This window comes from Kitasatospora sp. NPDC096147 (assembly GCF_044763225.1).
GTDB lineage: Bacteria > Actinomycetota > Actinomycetes > Streptomycetales > Streptomycetaceae > Kitasatospora.
The window spans coordinates 16,582-32,632 of sequence record NZ_JBIWFX010000017.1; the positions used below are offsets into that span (position 1 = coordinate 16,582).

Sequence of the window (16,051 nt, forward strand, 5' to 3'; positions counted from 1 at the left end):
GTGGGGACGGAGGACTGACGGGTGGTCACCTCTTCTTGGTGCTGAGGGCCTCCAGCTGGACCCGGGCCTGGGCTTCGTCGGCCAGGGGGGCGCCGATCGCCACCTGGGCCGAGCCGCTCTCCTTGACGGGGCAGAAGCGAGCGCCCTTGGCCGGCACCTTGATGTCGATCGCGCCGTCGTTCCGGGCCAGGATCAGCAGGTCGCCCGTGGTGCACTCGGCGTTCGGGGCGGTCGGCGGGGACTCCAGCCAACTGACCGCCTGGTAGGCCGACTTGCCCGGCTGCAGCACGGTGCCCTTGCCCTTGCCGGCGGGGAACTCGACATCCCCCAGGACTGCGGTGACCAGCTTGGTGACGGTCGGCCCGGTGGTGCGGACGTCGGCCGGGCCGTAGAGCTCGCAGGGCCGGGTGGAGGTGTTGGTGAGCTTGACGATGCCGGTGACCCGCGGGGTGGCGCTCCGGTCCGTGCCGGTGAGCACGCCGGAGACGTCGCTCTCCTGCTCCGAACCGCGGCAGGCCTCGGCGACGGCGATGGCCCCGCCGGTCGGGGCCGGCTGGGACGGGGCCTGGTCCTGGCCCTGGGTCTGGCTCGCGGAGGTGCTGGGGGTCAGCGTCGGCTGGGCCGCCGTGGTGCCAGCCCCGGGAGTGGCGGAGGCGGGAGCGGAGGACTTGGCGTCACCGGCCGCCACCGGGGTCTTGGCGGAGCTGCAGGCGGTCAGTGCGAGGACCGCGCAGGCCAGGGCGGCGGTGGCGGAGAGGTGACGGTGTTTCAAGGAGGGCTCCCGGGACGGTGGAAGGCCCGTCGTGGTGACGGGCTCACATCCTGCACGTCCCGGCCGGGCGAGCGGTTCCGCCTCGAGGATGATTTCTGTCGGTGGCCTGTCAGCTCTGCTCGGGGGCGAGGCGGGGGATGTCGGCGCGGTAGAGGCTGACCAGCAGGCCGTAGGCCTCGCCGTGGTCGCCGTCCTGGTCGGGGTGCGGGGCCCGGCTTTCGACCGACTCGACCAGCGCGCGGGCCTGGGCCGGGGTGAGCCAGAGGTGGTCGAGACGGGTGTGGGTGGTGGCGTCGTCCTGCTCCGGCAGCATCTCGGCGAGCGCGGCCTCGACCAGGAACCGGCCGCCGCCCTGCTCCTCGGAGAGCCGGAAGCCCCGGCTGACCAGGGCGAAGGACTGCTCGGTGCCGCCGCGCACCTGCCGGGTCTCCGCGACGCGGACCAGCCCGGCCTGCCGGAGGACCTGGACGTGGTGGCTGACGGTGCCCTTGGCCAGCCCGGTCACCTCCGACAACTGCCGCAGGGTGGCCGGGCGTTGGCGCAGCGCGTTGACCATCTTGTGGCGGACGGGATGGCCGAGGGCCTTGAAGTGCGCGGGGGAGTCCAGCGTCATCGGCTGCTCGTCCTCGGGGGGTTCCATGGGGGAAGTGTCCATGGAACCGGATGCTTTGACAATCGGGGTCGATGGCGGTGAGACTGCACGGGCCTGAAAGCGTCGGCTTTCCTCGATGCTTGTCTGCTCTCCGGAGGTCTGCACCGTGCCCATCACCACCACCCTGGTCCCCACCGCCGGCATCTCCGTCGGGCAACTCGACGCCCTGGCCGCCGAGCTCCGCGCGGAAGGCGCGGGCTGCGTCGTCGCCGTCGCCCCCGACGCGCTGGAGGTGACCCTCGCCGCCGCCGACCCGGAGGTGCTGGCCGACCTGCGACGGTCCGTCAGTGCGCGGCCGGCCCTTCGGGGTGCGGAGTGGAGTGCCCCCTACGGTGGGGACGAGGTGGAGACCACCCACCCCGTCGCCGCGCAGTACGTGCTCGACCACTGCACCCCGGCCGACCGGGTGCTGCGCGAACTGGCGGCCGAGACCCGGGCGCTTCCCGGCGGGGCGGCCCGGATGCAGGTCTCGCACGACGAAGGGGCGTTCCTGACCCTGCTGACCCGGCTCACCGGAGCCCGGTCCGCCGTCGAGGTCGGCGTCTTCACCGGGTACTCCTCGCTCTGCATCGCCCGGGGGCTGGCCGAGGGCGGACGCCTGCTGGCCTGCGACGTGAACGAGGAGTGGGGCGGGATCGCCCGCCGCCACTGGGAACGGGCCGGTGTCGCGGACCGGATCGACCTGGTGATCGCCCCCGCCCTGGAGACGCTGCGCGCGCTGCCGGCCGCTCCCGAGGTGGACCTCGCGTTCGTGGACGCGGACAAGGCGGGCTACCCGGCCTACTACGAGGAGTTGGTGCCCCGGCTCCGGCCGGGCGGCCTGATCGTGCTGGACAACGTCTTCCTCGGCGGCCGGGTCCTCGACCCTGCCTTCGACGGTCCGGATCACCGGGCCGTGCGCGAGCTGAACGCCTTCGTGGCGGCCGACCCCCGGGTGGAGGCGGTGATGCTGCCGCTGCGCGACGGCGTCACGGTCGCGCGCAAGCGCTGACCTGGACTCTTCCGGTCCGGCTGCCACCGGGCTTGGTGGCAGCCGGACCTGACGGAGGGTCAGGGGCGGCGGGCGGGCCGGTCCAGTGGGTGGAATGCGGGTGGTGAATCCTTGACCGGAGGCTGGTTAGGCGCCATATTTCTTCATGTGACCCAGCAGCCCGAGACCGACCCCGGTGCGCCCACGCTCGAACAGGCGCAGCGCCAGATCGCCCGCTACGGCCTCGACGCCGATCCGCAGGCGGTCCTGGTCGCGGCCCGGCTGATGGCGGCGGGCAGCCGGATCAGCCAGGCCGGCGAGGTGCACTTCGGCCGCTTCGGTCTCTCCACCGGCCGGTACCGGCTGCTGGCCGACCTGGAGGACCACGGTGGCGAGAAGTCACCGTCCCAACTGGCGGCCGGGCTCGGGGTCTCCCGGGCGACCGTGACCGGTCTGGTGGACGGTCTGGAGCGGGACGGGCTGGTGGTCCGGCGGCCGTCCGCCGAGGACGGGCGGGGGAACGTGGTGGTGCTCACCGCGCGCGGCGCCGGGCGCCTGCGCGAGCTGGCGCCGGATCACTTCGGCCGAATGCAGGCGTTGGTGGGTGGGCTGTCCGCAGACGAGCGCGGCACCTTCCTCGACCTGCTCGCCCGGGTGGTGGCGGGCATGGACGCGCTCACCGAGGACTGACCTCCGATCAGGCGGGCCCGCTGGTGGCCCGCCTTCTTTCGACCCGATTGATTAGGGGCCTAAGTACAAGGCTTGGGCTCCCCGTCGGCTCCTGGAAAGGGACTGTTCATGCGCAAGAGACCTTCGGGCGCTCCGAAGCCGTACGTACTGTGGCAGGAGGTGCTTCCGGCCTACCTGATGCCGACCGTGATGGCGGGCACCGCCGGGCTCCTCTCCGATCAGCCGGAGCTGGCCGTGGCGGCACCGACCACCATCGGTCTGAGCTCGGCCGTGGTGGCCGCGCTGCTCACCGTCCGCCTGCACCGGCGGCCGGTCCGCCCGCACCGTGCGCCCCGCCTGCCCGCGGCCCTCGTCGTCGGCCTCGGCGCGGCGGTGGTCGGGCTGGTGGTCGGCTTCGGCGTCTCCCAACTCCTCGGACTGGTCCCGGCGCTCGACGGCAACCCGTGGCCGGGCCGCCTGCCCGGCGACTTCGCGATCTCCTCGCTGATAGCGGGCACCATCGCCACCTTCCGCTGGCGGGGCAGCCGGGCTGCGCAGGCCAAGGCGAAGGCTGAGGCTGAGGTTGGGGCTGGTGTTGGGGTCGAGGCCTCGCGGTCGGGGGAGCAGGGCGGGAGCCGCAGCACGGTCCGGGCCGAGGAGGCCGCCGAGCGGCTCGAAGGGCAGCTGTCGTGATCGTCGTGATGGGCGCCGCCGGCGCCACCGGGGGCGCCGCCCTGCACGCGCTCGCCGCCCTGGGCGTGCAGAGCCGTGCGCTGAGCCGTGACCCGGACGGCCTGGCCGCCGCACTGGACGGGCCGACGCTCGCCACCACCCGGGTGGTCGGCGCCGATGCGGCGGACCCCGGCTCGCTGCGGGCCGCCTTCGAGGGGGCCGAGCAGCTCTTCCTGACCATGGCCAACAGCCCGGTCCAGGTGCGGTACGAGCTGAACGCGGTCGAAGCGGCGCTGGAGAGCGGGATCCGACACGTCGTCAAGATCTCGGCCCCGGCGGCCGAGCCGGACTCGCCCGTGGTGATCTCGCGCGGCCACCACCTGATCGAGGAGCGGTTGCGCGCCTCCGGCATCACCACCACCGTCCTGCGGCCGTACGCGTTCATGCAGAAGCTCCTGCTGCTCGCGCCCGGAATCGCGGCGGCCGGGGTGCTGCCCGGCGCGATGGGGGTGGCCCGGTGCAACTACGTCGACGTCCGGGACATCGGGGAGTTCGCCGCCGCCACCCTCACCCGCCCCGAGCTGGCCGGCGGTACGTATCCGCTGACCGGCGGCCGGGCCTACAGCTACCCCGAACTGACCGAGCTGCTCGGTGAGTTGATCGGACGTGAGGTCCGCTACCTGGACCTCGGCCCGGACGGGCTGCGCGACCACCTGGTCGGCCGGGCCGGCATGCCGGAGTGGCTGGCCGCCCACGTGGTGGAGATCCAGCGGCTCGCGGTGGAGCGGGAGGAGCGGCCGGACGGCACCTTCGAGCGGGTCACCGGCCGGGCTTCGCGCACCCTGGAGGCGTTCCTCGGCGAGCATCTGCCGCTCTTCCGCTGACGCGGGGCGGGGCGGGGCGGTCTTGCGCTCGGGCTCGGGCTCGGGCTGGGGCTCGGGCGCGAGGTGGCGTGGGGCCGATGGCGGGGCGGGACGTGGTGGCCGGGAGGAGGGTACGTCCTCCCTTCGGGTGGGTTGAGGTTCGAGTGCGGGCGGGGGCGGGCAGAGCCCGTCCGTGACGAACTCGACCTCCGGCGGCCACCGCCCCCGTCCTCGCCGCCGTTCGGCCCGCTCTGCGGCGAACGGCTCGCCCGCCCACCGTTCTCCCGCGCCAGCCCGGCCGTCGGGTCGGGTCGGCTGCTGCCGGACCTGGTCCAGCGAGCACCGTGACCGGGGCGGCCAGGTGGTGCGCACCACCTGGCACGAGCCCGCCTGCACGGTGGCGCGGGGCTGCCGGTGACGGGACCGGGCCCGGTCGGGAGGGCCCGGTCGGGAGGGGCCGATCGGGTGGCGGTGCGGCCATTGGGGTTGGCCGTGCGGCCGAAAGGGTCACGGAGCGTGACTTCACACTCGGCCGTTTGCCATGATCGGACTCATGCGAACCTTCGGCAAGGCGTTCGGCGCCTTCATTGCGGCATGCGCTCTCTCGGCCCTCCCCACCACCGCTTTCGCGGACAACGCAGCAGGTCAGGCCGGTAGCGGCAACGTCGCCATCGGTCAGGGCTCGGGCGCCGACGGCGGTGGCGTCTCCTCCAACTACGCCAACGTCACCTCGGTGACCGCGACCGGCTCCAACGTCGGCAACTCCCTCGACCTCTGGCCCGGTGCGGTCCTGCTGATCCCGACCGGTCACTGATCCCGGACTCCGCCCGACGGGTCCCGGCCGTAGCGCTACGGCCGGGACCCGTCGTCGTCCGGCGGCCCCCGGTCGGCGAACGGTCCGTCAGGACGGTTGCCCCTGGACTCGTCCCACTGGTCGATCCGGCGTGGCGCGATGCCGAGCACCAGACTCTCGACGGCCTGCGGCGCAGGCCCGAACTCGGCGATCCAGTTCGCGACGAGCCAGATCACGCCCAGATCGTCGATGCCGAGGAAGAATCGCCCGTGGTCCAGCTCGCCGATCGGGTAGAGGTGGCGCCCGATCACCTCGCTCCACTCCGCGAACCGGTCCTCCTCGCCCCAGGCCAGCTCGGGGTCAAGCTCGAACGGTGTGCGGGCGCGGTTGACGCCCGGCCCGCCGATGTCCACGGTCAGACCGCCGAACTCGCCCAGGAAGGCGTCCGCCGCATCGTGCATGCCGAGGCCGACTGCCTCGAAGGCCGATCGCCAGCGGGACGTGTCCACCCTCCGTCCGGGTCTCCATCCCGACGCCTCCAGCACCTCGGTCACCTCCGGTGGCCGGTCACCCATCCGAAACCCCGCTCCTCGGTCGTCGATGCGTGGTGATTGTCCCCACCTGGGACCCGCTGATGCGAGCCCTGGTGATCGACATCGCCACCGTCAACCTGTACCGCAAGCTGCGGAAGGCCGCCGGCGAGGGCCGGTATGCCTTCGCGGTGCTCTCGGACTGCGCGGTCTTCGCCTCGGCCGGGCCGATCGCGCAGGGCAACTGCTGCATCCCGGGCTGCGGAGCCACGCTTCGAAAGCGTCGCAGTGGTCCGCCATCGGATCGCGTGGTCGACGTCGGGCTCAGCAAGCATGAAGATCACGACCTGCGGCGGTCGTACTACTGAACCTGAACTCGTTATGTCGGCTGCGCCGGTCTCCACTCCGTGCACGGGGCCTGCGGAAATGGGTTCGCGTCCAGTCGGTCGCCCTGCGATCGTGAGGATGTGTCAGAGGACCTGAGAATGCGGCCGGCAGAGCCGGTCACGAAGTGGTCGGCCGGGTCGATCCGGATCACGAGCGCCACGGTCACGGCCGCCGAGATCTCGGGGCGCCTGGGGATCACGGCGGACCATCAGTTCGAGCGGGGCAGCCTGATGAGCCCCCGCAATCCGGCCAGTGCCCGACGGGAGAGCAGCGTCTGGATCAGGCGGAGTGGGCTGCCTGATGACAGTGACCTCACGGACCACGTGCGAGTGCTGGTGGCACTCGTGGACGGCCGTCGCGCGGAGTTGGCGGGCCTGTCCGTCGACTGCGATCTGGAGCTGCTCCTCGGCTTCGGCAGCGAGAACGGCCAAGGGGGCTGTGTCCTGCCGGCACGCCTGCTAGCCGAGGTCGGTGCACTCGGCCTGGACATCGTGCTCGACCTGTATCCGCCCGAAGCAACTGCGACCGTCGTTCGCCCGTGACGACAGGAAGGCCGACGTGGGTGGTCGGGTGAGTGCGAGAGCGGGTGCGTCGAGGCAGCCGTCAATGAGGGTCGGGGCACGGGTGGGTCGTCGGAACGCGGTGTCCCACTCGGTGTTCGCGGTCGTCAGCTCCCTTGGGCCGACTGTCAGGCGGGGCCGGGCGTAGGCCCGGGCCATCACGATCGGGCCGCCAGGCCGTGAAGAGTCCGAGGCCGGCCGGGCCGCACGATGTCGGCGTTCTCTCGACGGTGCACCGTCCTCAGCTCGCGGGAGTTGCGCGGGCTCAGCCGCGTGAAGGGTTCCGACGCCGTGATCACACCGGCCATGGCGAGATCATCCCGGCCGTGGTCACTGCGCCTGGAACCAGGGAGCGGCCTTCAGGGCGTAGGCAGAGGTCTGCTGCCCAGCGCGTCGGCGAGAGCATCGCTCTGGGATCGAGTGAGGTCCAGTGCCCACAGCACGGCCGACTCATCGGACTCCGGTGCGGTGCGTCGGTGGCTGCCGCCGCTCAGAGGAGAGTCGGTATCGCCGGGGCGACCGGCAGCGGACCGCCTGTTCCGGAGGAGATGGTCGGCTGTGTCCCGGGCAGAGTCCTCGGGTGCTCCGATGGCCGCGAGAGCGGCACCCACCCGGGCGTGCGCTCCCGGCGGCAGATCGTCGTCGGCGAGCAGCGGCAGCAGGAGCAGGAGCCTGGACGCAGGGTGGTGCACGCCGGGCGCGGTCAGGTCCGGTGCCCCGGCGATGTTCACGATGTCGCGCCAGGACAGGCCAGGGCCGTACCAGTCGCCGTCGAAGCCGGACAGGTCCGCTGTCCGAGACCAGTCCGGTTGGGTCAGCAGGTAGTCGATCCCGTAGTCACCGATGAGGTTGCGGTAGACGGCGACAGCGCTGTGACCGCCTCGGAACGGGATGCGGAGCGCCGGCCAGGCCTGATCGTCCAGCAGGACCTCGGCCAAGGCGTCCGCATCCGCGCCGTCAACACCGAACCACTCGGGTTCCGGCCTGGTCCCGCCCGCGGTGGACCGGTACGCGGCCAGCAGGTGGTTGGACCAGAACCCGGCGCGCTCAAGCAGCCGCTCACCCGCAACCAGCGGCCCGTAGTCGTATCCCTTGATCTGCACGGACCAGAGTCTCCCAGCCTTCACCGACACGTCGCTGCCGCTGCTCCATGGGAGGAGCGGGACGGCTCGTGGAAGCCACAACACGATCACGGTGTCGGTGTGTTGAGTCTTCGTCAGCCGACGAGTGTCAGAGGACCCGGCAGGCTCCGCCGCCGCCGGGGGCCAGTTGGTCTCCCCGCTGGTGGACACGAGATCTCTGATCGTCACCGCGATGGCCGCAGGCAGCGCGGTCGAGGTCACCCGCCACCCGCACTCGACGCCGGGCAGCCCGAGGATCGCCGACGAGCACTACCCCGACGCCCCGCGCGGCGAGCGCACGCCGAAGTCGACGAACCCGGCCGGGGCCCGGTTCCTGACGGTCGGGCCGGAGGCTACGGCCTGGCGGGTCGAGGCTGCGGCGACCGGCGTCCGCCGGATCGGAACGATCCGCCCCTGCCCGGGGATGGGCCAGAACCGTGGTGCCGCTCAGCGACCGCTGGCACCCACTCGAAGAGGCGCTCGGCCAGTCGGCGGTCGACGCCGGGACGACGGTTGCCTGGTTCACCATCGAGGACCTCGGAGCGCTGATCCGTCGTCAGCGCGTCGACGGCTCCGTCTCGAAGGCCGTCAGCCGGATCACCCGAACCGATTTGATCATCGTGGACCTGTGCCGAGCCCGCGACCATGCCGAGAGTCCTGCCGCCGCCCATGGCTACAGCCGGTGCGACGGTCGTTCTGGTCGGCATGGTTCCAGTGCCGGAACCGAGGAAGATCGCTGCCGGGTACTGGACGGTGTGTCAGCGTCGCCGGGGGCGTGCTGTCCGGCATGCGGAAAGCCACGTGCCCGGACCGCCGTTCACTGCCGATCTCGGATCCGTTGCTCTCGCCGTCTCGACATACAGCGCGTAGCGAAGACGCGCGTCGGTCAGGCTTTCCGACCCGTTGGGGCCACCCCAAACCTCGTCGGCGTTCAGGTCGTCTTGGGCGTCGTCCTCCCAACTGCACTCGTGGCAGATCTCGTACTGGCCGCGGGCTTCCAGGGTGAGGAGCTTGCAGCAGGGGCAGGCATACGGGCCGCCGCCGGACGGGCATGCCTCGCGAAGCTCTCTGGGCGTCATCACGCGTTGAGTGTTGCACGGCTCGGAAGGGTGACGCTCCGTTCACCACGAGCTTCACCCTCGCCCGAGAAGGACAGCGCCGTCGGCCAGCGCAGGAAGCGTGATCTCCGGATCCTTCCTGATCTCGGGCCGCTCAATGCTGGGCGATCCCGGAATGTTGATCAGATCCGCTCGCACTGTCCCTCGATGCCCGGGGGCGCCCATGGGGGGACCTGGCAGCGCTGTTCGCCTCGGCGCCGGTGCGTCAGCGGCACCCGGTACCGTCCGGGCCATGACCTCAAGTGATCATCTGCTCGACCTGATTCGGGCCACTCCGGAAATCGGTCTGTTGTTGGGATCGTCGTTCGCCTTCGACATCCACCGGACGTACCACGGCGATGACTTGAGGCTTGCCTCGGGTGCGCCGCTGGAGGTGATCGCCGGGGAGTCCGCCGGTGGAGCGTACTTCCTGTGCGGTGAGCAGAACGGTCGCCGGCCGGTGGTGTTCGCGAGTTCCGAAGGAGAAGGCGGGTTGCTCGCCGATGACCTGGCGGACGCCCTGGAGATCATCATCGGGCTGGAGTGGCAGGACTGCCTCTCGTTCTCGGGTGGTGGCGATGTGGAGGTCATGCAGATCTCCGCTCAACACCTTCGACGGTCCCGTGGCACGTACAACCCGGACATCGACGCTGAAGCTGCCCAGGTGGCCGCAGCACTGTCGCTGAGTGTCGTCCCCGTCACTGACCTCGTCGTCCGGCTGCACGCAGCCGCTTCGAAGACCGAGCCGGACTACGTCGTGACCGACGACGACGGGGCGGTCTTCGATCCACCGTTCGGCGAATGGACGGAACCTCGCCACGGCGGCTGGCGCTGACCCGGCCGCCTGCTGTCACCAGCCGCTCGATACCGCCGGCGAACGGAACACGTGATGTCGGGTCAGGTTGATGGAGCATCCGGACGGCAGTGGTCCGGTTCGGGCCGGTTCGCGGCCAGTGACTCGTGCTCAGGATCCGGTCGGCCGTTGGGTAGTCTCCGGACCGTGTGGAGAGAAGCGGCCCTCGAGGTCTTCAAGGAAGCGACGTTCCGGAGTCCCGTGCAGGTGGCGGCCCTCGCGGATGCGGAGGGGCGTCTCGGCTGTCAGCTTCCTGCCGAACTGCGGCAGTTGCTCATGGAGAGCAACGGGATCATCGGACGGAGCACGGTGGGCACCGTCTGGCCCGTCGAGAAGATCGTCGAGCAGAACCTCCTCTTCCGCTCCGACAGCTCCCTCGCCGAGCTGTACATGCCCTTCGGTGCCCTGCTCTTCTTCGGGGACAACGGGGGCGGCGATCAGTTCGCGTTCGTGCGGACACCCCAGCGTCCGGACATCTTCGTCTGGGAGCACGAGACCGACAGCCGTCGGTGGGTGGCAGGAGACCTGAGGGACTACCTGGGCCGGTCACTCGCCAAGGGTGGTGACGACTGGTACCAGTAGTCGCCGGTGTGAGCCGTGGACGGTTGTCGGGTCGGTGAGTCGGTGCGCATCGGTCTCGCGAAGAACTCCTTCAGCAGCGGTGCGAGGTGGATGCGCCGTGGCCCCGGACGAGTACGAGCGGACCGCTGATGCGGATGCGGCACGGACGATCAGGGCGCGGAAGTCGCGTCAGCCGAAGCCCGTCGGTTCGCCCCATGCCGACCAGGCACTCGCGGATCGCGTGGATCAGCCGGGAGTGCTCGCCAGGTCTGCGGCTGACCGTGCTCGCCTGCGAGGTCCCGTCGGATCCCCGTCCGTGCTCGCGGATCGCGGGTGTGCGCGGCGAAGGGCTACGGCATCGTCCCGGTGGATCCGAACGAACCTTCCAACCACCCTGCCGGCACTGATGGTTCACGCGTCGGAACGATGGGAGGCGGGGTCGGCAGCAGCACCTTCTCGGCGTCGGTGCGTCCGATCCCGGTGATCCGTGACCGTGACCCTTCGGTGCTCCCACCCCGGTGCCCACCACGGCGAACGGCGATTCCGGCCTCATCCCCACGGACGACGATCCGTTCCGATCCGGCTGAGCAGTGGGGCAAGTCCCGGCGGCGCGCCGCGATCCGCGCCGCCGGGGCCGTCTCAGGGAGCGGGGGCCGGATCCGGTGTCGGTGCGGACCAGATCAGGCGGGTCTGCGTGGTCCGGTACCCGGCTCGGGTGAAGGCGGCGGCCATCGGGGCGTTGGCGGTGTCGGTGGTGGCGGTGATCAGCTCGGCTCCGGCCTCGGCGTGCACCCGGGTGATCTCGGTGAGGATCTCGTCCACGTAGCCCCGGCCGCGCAGCTCCGGGACCACGCCGAGGTAGCCGACGTTGCGGTTGTAGGGCGTGGCCGAGGGCAGGGCCAGGCCGGCGACCGCGCCGTCGGGGGTGCGGGCCAGCCGCCACCAGGAGCGCTCGCCCGGGCAGCCGAGGTAGAAGTCCACCTCTTCCCGGGCGGTGGCCTCGGCGCCGATCAGGGTGAGGTTGCGCCGGGTCTCGGCGTCGAGGCTGCCCTCGGCGATCCGGCGGAAGACGTCGAGGAAGTCCTCGTCGGTGCCCTCGGTGAAGTGGAGCCGGCCGGAGGCGGTGGGCAGCCCCGAGACCGGGGTCCACTCCAGGCGCAGCCGCTCGACCACGTCGGTCAGGCCGGCGTCGAGGGCCGCGGCCTCCCGCCAGCCCGCCGCCGCGACCGCGTCCGGGTCGGTGCGCCAGTGCTGGGGGAGCGTCAGGTTGTAGAGCGGGAGCTCGGCCGCGCCCTGCTCGGCGAAGGCGGCCAGCGCCGCCCGGATCAGTGCGGCGCCGAGGGCCGCGCGGTCGGCGACCGAGGGGTGGACCCAGAGGCAGTCCAGGGCGACGGGGTGCTCGCTGTCGGTCCGCCCCCACCAGAGGCCGCGGGCCAGGACCCGGCCGTCCTGCTCGGCGATCCAGGTCCACTCGGGGCGGTACATCCGCTCGGCGAGTTCCTCGCGGTAGCGCTCGGCGTCGATCCATCCGACCGGTTCGTCCACCGTGACGGCGGTGACCGCGTCGAGGTCGGCGGTGGTGGTGGGCCGGAGGTCGATCCGGGGTCCTGCGGTGTGCGTGGTGATGGTGCGTACTCCTGCTTGGGTGTGCGTCGGCCGATCGGCGCGACGGGTCCGAATCTACGGGGCGGTGGTCCGGCGCGTCCCGGCCGGGTGGGGTGACGCCGGGGGCGGCGCCCTCGGGCGGGGACGGCGGTGGTACCGACTCGTTCCGTTGGCCGACCGGGCGTCAGGCCGCTACCACCAGTAGGCCGGATAGGCCGGTGCGGTCGGGCGCAGCCGGGCGGCGAGCACCCCCGCGCCGACCAGCAGCAGGACCGCCGGGGCCAGACTGACCAGGAAGCGGGCGGGTGCCGGGCCCTGGAGGACGGCGATGACCGCCGTGGCGCAGGCCGGTGAGTGCGGCGTGCGGGCCAGCATGTTGGTGCCCAGGGCCAGTCCGGCGGCCACGGCCGCCGCCCAGAGCGAGCTGCCGAGGACGGCGTGCACGGTCAACCCGACGGTGGCGCAGAGCAGGTGACCGCCGATCACACTGCGCGGCTGGGCCAGCGGCAGCCCCGGCACGCTGTGGATCAGTGCGGCGGTGGCCGCCAGCGGCGGTATCAGCAGCGGTTCGTGGACGGCGGCGCCGATCCCCACCAGCAGGAGCAGGACGGAGGTCACCGAGGCCAGCGTGTGCGCGGCGGCTGCCGGTCCGGGGCGGGCCGGCGCCCGGCTGGCGGTCAGGGCACGGAGTCTGGCGGCGGTCCCGGGCTTCCCTCCACCGGGCTCGCTGCGGGGTTCGTTGCGACGACCGGCGCCGGGTCCGGTGGTGGGTTCGGTGTTCGGTTCGGTGCGCGGTTCGGTGCGGTGCCCGGCGAGGGCGGTCGGCAGGTCGGTGCTCACGACGATCACTGTTTCTGACCGGCCCTCAGCGGGCGCGGTGGGTCGGAACGGGCGGTGGGCGGGACCTGCGCCGGGCGGAGAAGCGGGTCACGCGAGCACGGCCTCGGGCGGCGTTCCGGTCGGGGCCGCCGTGGTCCGCCGATCACCCTACCCCTGGCCCTCCGGGCCTCCTGGGCGGGGGCGGTGCGGGGGCGCTCGCGCAGATCGCGGGTCCGGTCGGTAGATGGTCCGACGGGCCGTCAGGGGGCGGTCCTGCGGCCCGGCCGGTGGGCGCCGGGCGTGGTCGCCCCGCCTCCGCGGTCCGGCCGACACCGGTCTCCATCCCGGTGTCGGCTCTTCCCCCTCTTCCCCCTCTTCCCCCTCCGGGCCCGGTCGGGCCCGGCCGCTACTTCGCGGCGTTCTTCAGCTGGGCCTTGGCCTCGGCCAGGCTCGCCTGCGGCAGGCCGAGACGGGCCTGGACCGACCCCTGCTGCTTCTCCGGGCAGACCCGCAGGTCCTTCACGGTGACCGGCAGCACGAGGGCGCTCTCCGAAGCGCCGACCACCAGCATCGAGCCGGTGACGCAGGCGGCGTTCGGGGTGTCGGTGGCCGGGGGCGAGGCCCACCAGGCGACCGGCTGGTAGAGCGAGGCGCCCGCGCGCAGCACCACGCCGTGGGCCTTGTCGGTGCTGAACTTCGCGGTACCGAGCGGAGCGGAGACGAGCTTGTCGAAGACCGCACCGCCGCTGTGGATGCGCACGTCGGGCTGACCGAACAGCACGCAGTCCGTGGTGCCGGTGCTGGTCAGCTTCAGCACCGCGCCCATCCTCGGGTTGCCGCTGGTGTCCAGTTCGGCGAGCTCGGCCTTGGCGTCGCTCTGCTTCTCGACGCTGTAGCAGGGCTGGAGGTCGGCGGCGGGCTTCCCACCGGTGACCGGGGTCCCGCTGGACGGGGTGGTGCCCGGCGCGGAGGACTGCGTGCCGCCTGCGGTGGGCGAGGCGGTCGGGGCGGTCGGCTGGGTGCTGGGCTGGGCGGCGGGCGCGGACGGGGCGGCCGACGGGGCGGCGGTCGAGCCGCCGTCGGAACCGCAGGCCGTCAGGGTGAGGGTGGCGCACATCAACGCGGCTGCGGCCACCGGCTTGCGAAGCTTCAACGCGGACTCCTGCTCGTGAACGGGTCACTAGGCCGCCTCGGCCGAGCGCGGCAAAGCGACAACACGCCGCCGCCCGGCGGCCGGTTCCCAGCGGCTCGGCGAGCACGGGGCCCCGGATCGGCGGGTGGGGAGAGCGGGGTGGCCCCAGTGGTGGGCACCCAGGCCGGCGTTCCCGCTGCTCCTGAGCAGGTATCCGGCCTGGTCAGGAGGCACTTTCGGCGGACCGCCCGGACGCGCGGCCACCGCCGCTCCCCGGTTCGCCCAGGGCCGGTGGCAGGGCGCGGCCCGGGTGAGGTCTGCCCTTTCGGGCAGCGCCCGGCTGCCTTCGTGTGCTGAGGCACCGCGCCTGACCGCCCGTCGGTACTGCACGGCCCACCGGGTCCCCTCGGAGGCATCCGCCAGGTGCCGGCTCCCAGAGCCGAAGGAGAACCTGCGGAAGATGTTCGCCACAGTCCTGCCGACGGACGGCGAACGCGCCGCCGTGGACGACGGGCAAGCCGCCGTTGACGAGCTTCTGGAACGACCCATCGACGTCCGCACACCGACCGGACCGACACCACGTCAGATCGGCACCCCGGCTACTGCGAACCTCCTGCCGATCGTGGGCGAGACGCCCCGGACCGGGAAGTCCGGGATCGGTGCAGGCCGCCGTCCCGAAGAGCGGCGCACCCGCAACGGGCCGTCGTCCGGGGCGATGGCGCCTGCTCCGGGGCCGCCGCAACGTCCGCGACGACGAGCCGCCTGCTCGAACCTTCCGAGGCCCGTTTGAACCGGGCCGCAGTCACTCTGATGACCCGTCCGCGCTCCTGGGAGACCAGCGCGCCCGCTGTGTTCAACCGACACCAGATCGTTGCCCCGATCCGGCTCTCACCAGCAAAGACGCACTCAGGCGCCGCATAGGATCACCTCCGTGAATGAAACGCACGGCATAGTTCAGTGGATGATCAACCTGCTCTGGGACGATACGGTCAAGCAACTCGGGGTCGTTGCCCTCACCGTCGTCGGGATCGGTGCTCTTGCTCGAAACGAGCGGTCGCGGCGGGCGGCGGAACGTTGATCGCATGAGGCTCTGTCAGGTAGGAAGCCCGGCTCCGACCAGATGAGGGGATCGCTCGTCCGGGTGTCTCCGGGGTGTGGGTGCGGCTTTCGCGGAATCCTGAACTCGACCAAGAGACAGTGGATTTGAGGCGAAGTCCGCTGTGATGGGCATGGTGGACCCGGCTCTCCTGGCGGCCGGTGAGGCGTACGCCCGCCCCGCCAACCACAAGAACGGCGGCGAACCACGACGAACCGCCACGGACAGGCCGGAAGTCAAGCCCGGGGACCCTGGTGCGGACCGGGGACGCGTGGGTCAGGCACGTGCGGACGGCGGTGTCGAGGCGGCGGTGAGGCGGGCGGACCACGCACGCTCGGCGGCGATGAGGCCCTGGCCCAGGGTGTCGAGGAGCTCGGTGCGGCTGACCGTGGCCACCGTCGGTGCGCGGCGGGGCTCGGTGCCCCAGGCCGGGCCGCCGCCGTCACGCACGCGGCAGGCGAGGTGCACCAGGTCGCCGTCGGGGAACGCGAAGGCCGACACGTCGTCGGTGCACTCGCCCCACGCGAGGAAGGCGTACCGGGCGAGTTCGGCTCCGGCCCCGGCCGCCTCGTAGCGGCCGGCCTCGGCGGCGCGCAGGGACTCGGCCGGTGAGGTGAAGCCCGGAGGCGGGGACGCGGGTGTGTCGAAGCGGGTGAGCTCGTCCCGGAGCTTCTTGACCAGCAGCGGCGGGTAGAACGCGTTGTCCCAGGTGTTGAGGTGGAGCCCGCCGAGGAAGACGTCCACGCAGAGCAGGACCGGATCCCGCTCGACGTCGAACGTCAGGGCGAATCCGTCCCGTGACCCGAACAGCACTGTGAACCCCCAGAGTTGGCGTCGTGCCCGTCAGGGACACCCTAGGGGTGTGCAGGGTGTGAGCGAGGCGTGAAGGAACGAATGGT

18 protein-coding genes are annotated in these 16,051 nt (G+C 72.1%); 9 read left to right on the forward strand and 9 right to left on the reverse strand.

Going from position 1 to position 16,051, the window contains the following annotated elements:
* Positions 1 to 25: 25 nt before the first annotated feature.
* On the reverse strand, positions 26 to 772 hold the full coding sequence (locus tag ACIRBX_RS33545) for a DUF4232 domain-containing protein (protein WP_402303091.1): 747 nt from the start codon (positions 770 to 772) through the stop codon (positions 26 to 28).
* Between the two features lie 109 nt (positions 773 to 881).
* Entirely contained in the window at positions 882 to 1,412 is a 531-nt protein-coding gene (locus tag ACIRBX_RS33550; protein WP_402303094.1) for an ArsR/SmtB family transcription factor, read from the reverse strand.
* Positions 1,413 to 1,530: 118 nt separating this feature from the next.
* Between ACIRBX_RS33550 and ACIRBX_RS33555 the strand changes: the two genes are divergently transcribed.
* From ACIRBX_RS33555 to ACIRBX_RS33575, 5 genes are all read left to right on the forward strand, one after another.
* A complete protein-coding gene (locus tag ACIRBX_RS33555; protein ID WP_402303097.1) occupies positions 1,531 to 2,415 on the forward strand; it encodes an O-methyltransferase in 885 nt (294 codons plus the stop codon).
* Between the two features lie 147 nt (positions 2,416 to 2,562).
* Positions 2,563 to 3,084 carry a MarR family winged helix-turn-helix transcriptional regulator gene (locus ACIRBX_RS33560; protein ID WP_402303099.1) on the forward strand — a complete coding sequence of 174 codons (522 nt, stop codon included), beginning with the start codon at positions 2,563 to 2,565 and terminating at the stop codon, positions 3,082 to 3,084.
* A 108-nt stretch (positions 3,085 to 3,192) separates the two neighbouring features.
* Positions 3,193 to 3,756 (forward strand): hypothetical protein, encoded by a 564-nt coding sequence (locus tag ACIRBX_RS33565; RefSeq protein WP_402303102.1) that lies wholly within the window; start codon positions 3,193 to 3,195, stop codon positions 3,754 to 3,756.
* Positions 3,753 to 4,619, forward strand: a complete 867-nt coding sequence (locus ACIRBX_RS33570; protein ID WP_402303104.1) for an NmrA family NAD(P)-binding protein — start codon at positions 3,753 to 3,755, stop codon at positions 4,617 to 4,619. The genes ACIRBX_RS33565 and ACIRBX_RS33570 overlap by 4 nt, the downstream gene beginning before the upstream one ends.
* A gap of 532 nt (positions 4,620 to 5,151) precedes the next feature.
* Entirely contained in the window at positions 5,152 to 5,412 is a 261-nt protein-coding gene (locus ACIRBX_RS33575) for a hypothetical protein (RefSeq protein ID WP_402303107.1), read from the forward strand.
* Positions 5,413 to 5,447: 35 nt separating this feature from the next.
* Here the strand turns inward: ACIRBX_RS33575 and ACIRBX_RS33580 are convergent, their stop codons facing one another.
* Positions 5,448 to 5,966 carry an SUKH-3 domain-containing protein gene (locus ACIRBX_RS33580; protein ID WP_402303110.1) on the reverse strand — a complete coding sequence of 173 codons (519 nt, stop codon included), beginning with the start codon at positions 5,964 to 5,966 and terminating at the stop codon, positions 5,448 to 5,450.
* Positions 5,967 to 6,025: 59 nt separating this feature from the next.
* On the opposite strand from ACIRBX_RS33580, the gene ACIRBX_RS33585 reads away from it, so the two are divergent.
* Positions 6,026 to 6,289, forward strand: a complete 264-nt coding sequence (locus ACIRBX_RS33585; RefSeq protein WP_402303112.1) for a hypothetical protein — start codon at positions 6,026 to 6,028, stop codon at positions 6,287 to 6,289.
* A gap of 99 nt (positions 6,290 to 6,388) precedes the next feature.
* Entirely contained in the window at positions 6,389 to 6,850 is a 462-nt protein-coding gene (locus ACIRBX_RS33590; RefSeq protein WP_402303114.1) for a DUF4279 domain-containing protein, read from the forward strand.
* A 377-nt stretch (positions 6,851 to 7,227) separates the two neighbouring features.
* Here the strand turns inward: ACIRBX_RS33590 and ACIRBX_RS33595 are convergent, their stop codons facing one another.
* Together ACIRBX_RS33595 and ACIRBX_RS33600 are read right to left on the reverse strand one after the other, a co-directional pair.
* Positions 7,228 to 7,971 carry a hypothetical protein gene (locus tag ACIRBX_RS33595; protein WP_402303116.1) on the reverse strand — a complete coding sequence of 248 codons (744 nt, stop codon included), beginning with the start codon at positions 7,969 to 7,971 and terminating at the stop codon, positions 7,228 to 7,230.
* 776 nt (positions 7,972 to 8,747) lie between these two features.
* Positions 8,748 to 9,068 carry a CPCC family cysteine-rich protein gene (locus ACIRBX_RS33600; RefSeq protein ID WP_402303305.1) on the reverse strand — a complete coding sequence of 107 codons (321 nt, stop codon included), beginning with the start codon at positions 9,066 to 9,068 and terminating at the stop codon, positions 8,748 to 8,750.
* A gap of 271 nt (positions 9,069 to 9,339) precedes the next feature.
* Here ACIRBX_RS33600 and ACIRBX_RS33605 point away from each other — a divergent pair, with 271 nt between their 5' ends.
* Entirely contained in the window at positions 9,340 to 9,921 is a 582-nt protein-coding gene (locus tag ACIRBX_RS33605; RefSeq protein WP_402303117.1) for a hypothetical protein, read from the forward strand.
* Between the two features lie 54 nt (positions 9,922 to 9,975).
* Complete coding sequence (locus tag ACIRBX_RS33610; protein WP_402303119.1) at positions 9,976 to 10,521, forward strand: SMI1/KNR4 family protein; 546 nt, start codon at positions 9,976 to 9,978, stop codon at positions 10,519 to 10,521.
* Positions 10,522 to 11,139: 618 nt separating this feature from the next.
* Here ACIRBX_RS33610 and ACIRBX_RS33615 read toward each other — a convergent pair.
* From ACIRBX_RS33615 to ACIRBX_RS33630, 4 genes are all read right to left on the reverse strand, one after another.
* Complete coding sequence (locus tag ACIRBX_RS33615) at positions 11,140 to 12,045, reverse strand: GNAT family N-acetyltransferase (RefSeq protein ID WP_402303121.1); 906 nt, start codon at positions 12,043 to 12,045, stop codon at positions 11,140 to 11,142.
* 252 nt (positions 12,046 to 12,297) lie between these two features.
* Positions 12,298 to 12,945, reverse strand: a complete 648-nt coding sequence (locus ACIRBX_RS33620) for an HPP family protein (RefSeq protein WP_402303123.1) — start codon at positions 12,943 to 12,945, stop codon at positions 12,298 to 12,300.
* A gap of 385 nt (positions 12,946 to 13,330) precedes the next feature.
* A complete protein-coding gene (locus ACIRBX_RS33625) occupies positions 13,331 to 14,077 on the reverse strand; it encodes a DUF4232 domain-containing protein (RefSeq protein ID WP_402303124.1) in 747 nt (248 codons plus the stop codon).
* Between the two features lie 1,351 nt (positions 14,078 to 15,428).
* Entirely contained in the window at positions 15,429 to 15,965 is a 537-nt protein-coding gene (locus ACIRBX_RS33630) for a hypothetical protein (protein WP_402303126.1), read from the reverse strand.
* Positions 15,966 to 16,051: the final 86 nt, after the last annotated feature.

Bases quoted from the DNA above. Each gene is read 5' to 3' on its own strand.
- ACIRBX_RS33610 (WP_402303119.1), top strand. From the start codon at position 9,976: ATGTCGGGTCAGGTTGATGGAGCATCCGGACGGCAGTGGTCCGGTTCG.
- ACIRBX_RS33580 (WP_402303110.1), bottom strand. From the start codon at position 5,966: ATGGGTGACCGGCCACCGGAGGTGACCGAGGTGCTGGAGGCGTCGGGA.
- ACIRBX_RS33600 (WP_402303305.1), bottom strand. From the start codon at position 9,068: ATGACGCCCAGAGAGCTTCGCGAGGCATGCCCGTCCGGCGGCGGCCCG.
- ACIRBX_RS33550 (WP_402303094.1), bottom strand. From the start codon at position 1,412: ATGGAACCCCCCGAGGACGAGCAGCCGATGACGCTGGACTCCCCCGCG.
- ACIRBX_RS33575 (WP_402303107.1), top strand. From the start codon at position 5,152: ATGCGAACCTTCGGCAAGGCGTTCGGCGCCTTCATTGCGGCATGCGCT.
- ACIRBX_RS33565 (WP_402303102.1), top strand. From the start codon at position 3,193: ATGCGCAAGAGACCTTCGGGCGCTCCGAAGCCGTACGTACTGTGGCAG.
- ACIRBX_RS33605 (WP_402303117.1), top strand. From the start codon at position 9,340: ATGACCTCAAGTGATCATCTGCTCGACCTGATTCGGGCCACTCCGGAA.
- ACIRBX_RS33585 (WP_402303112.1), top strand. From the start codon at position 6,026: ATGCGAGCCCTGGTGATCGACATCGCCACCGTCAACCTGTACCGCAAG.